Annotated in this window: 1 protein-coding gene and 1 pseudogene; both read right to left on the reverse strand. The window is 71.3% G+C overall.

From position 1 onward, the window contains the following. Nucleotides 1-233: pseudogene (locus tag DSP71_RS22240) on the reverse strand (hypothetical protein); the annotation flags it as partial. A 48-nt stretch (nucleotides 234-281) separates the two neighbouring features. Next, nucleotides 282-1,080: NAD(P)/FAD-dependent oxidoreductase (locus DSP71_RS10370; protein WP_147251289.1), on the reverse strand; the 799-nt coding region annotated here is incomplete at its 5' end.

The following is a 1,080-nucleotide window of genomic DNA, read 5'->3' on the forward strand; positions in this document are numbered from 1 at the left end:
CCGTCGCCCCACTCGATGTAGGTGTCGCTCGTGAGATCGAGCCCTTCCGCGAAGGTCAGGGTCGAACCGGAGGGGCCGTCGGCCGGTGCGTCGGTTTCCGTGCCCGCGGAGGGAGCGTCGGAGGGCGAGCCCGTCGGGATCTGCGCGTACAGACATCCGCTGAGGGACAGGACGGCCAGGGTGGCGACGGCCGCGGCGGTCAGGCGCAGGGAGATCGAGAAGGCGCGCGTCATGCCGGTCAGCCTAGTCCGGTCCCGTTGCGCTCTCACGCCGATGATCGTTCAGTGCGCGGTGGCCACGCCGATCGAGTCGTGCACCATGACCGCCGCGACCCGAGCGCCCGCACCTGCTGCGACGATCAGCTGCTGCGGTCCGGGAGCCGCCGCGTCGCCTGCAGCGTAAAGTCCGGGTACGTCCGTGCGCCCTGAGCGGTCGATGCGCAGATGCCCGGCGTCGTCCGTCGCCGGTGCGATCCCTTCGAGGAACGACAGCGTGCTGTGCCATTCGGGGCGTACGAATCCGCCGTCGATGGCGACCGTCGTGCCGTCAGCCAGGCGGATGCTCTCGATCTGACCTCGGTCGCCGACGAGCTCGACGATGGGTTCCCGGCGTAGCGCGATCCCGGCGGCGGCGAGTTCGACCTCCTCCTCCGCCGTGACCACATCCGCGCCGTGGGTGAACACCGTGAGGTTCTCGGTCAGGCGACCGATGAGGCGGGCACGTTCGGCGATGTCCGGTGCCTCACCGATGAGGGCGAGGCGACGACTCCGGAGCTCCCAGGCATCGCAGGCGGCGCAACTGAACAGACTCATGCCGTAGTAGCCACGGAGGTTCGGCACCTCGGGGAGCGTCTCGCGCAGGCCGGTGGCGAGCAGCACGGCGCGTGCCGTCACCGTCGTCTCCGCCTCGCGGCGCCCGATCTCGGCCGCGAACCCGCCGTCGCTCGGGCGAAGCGAGGTGACGCGGGTGCGCCGTCGCACCTCGACGTCCGGATATGCCGAGAGCTCCTCCCTCGCGAGCCGGCGCAGCTCCTGCGGCGGGATGCCGTCGCGGGGGAGGAAGCCGTGCGACCGCAGGGGC

The organism is Microbacterium sp. H6 (assembly GCF_003314775.1).
Classification (GTDB): domain Bacteria; phylum Actinomycetota; class Actinomycetes; order Actinomycetales; family Microbacteriaceae; genus Microbacterium; species Microbacterium oxydans.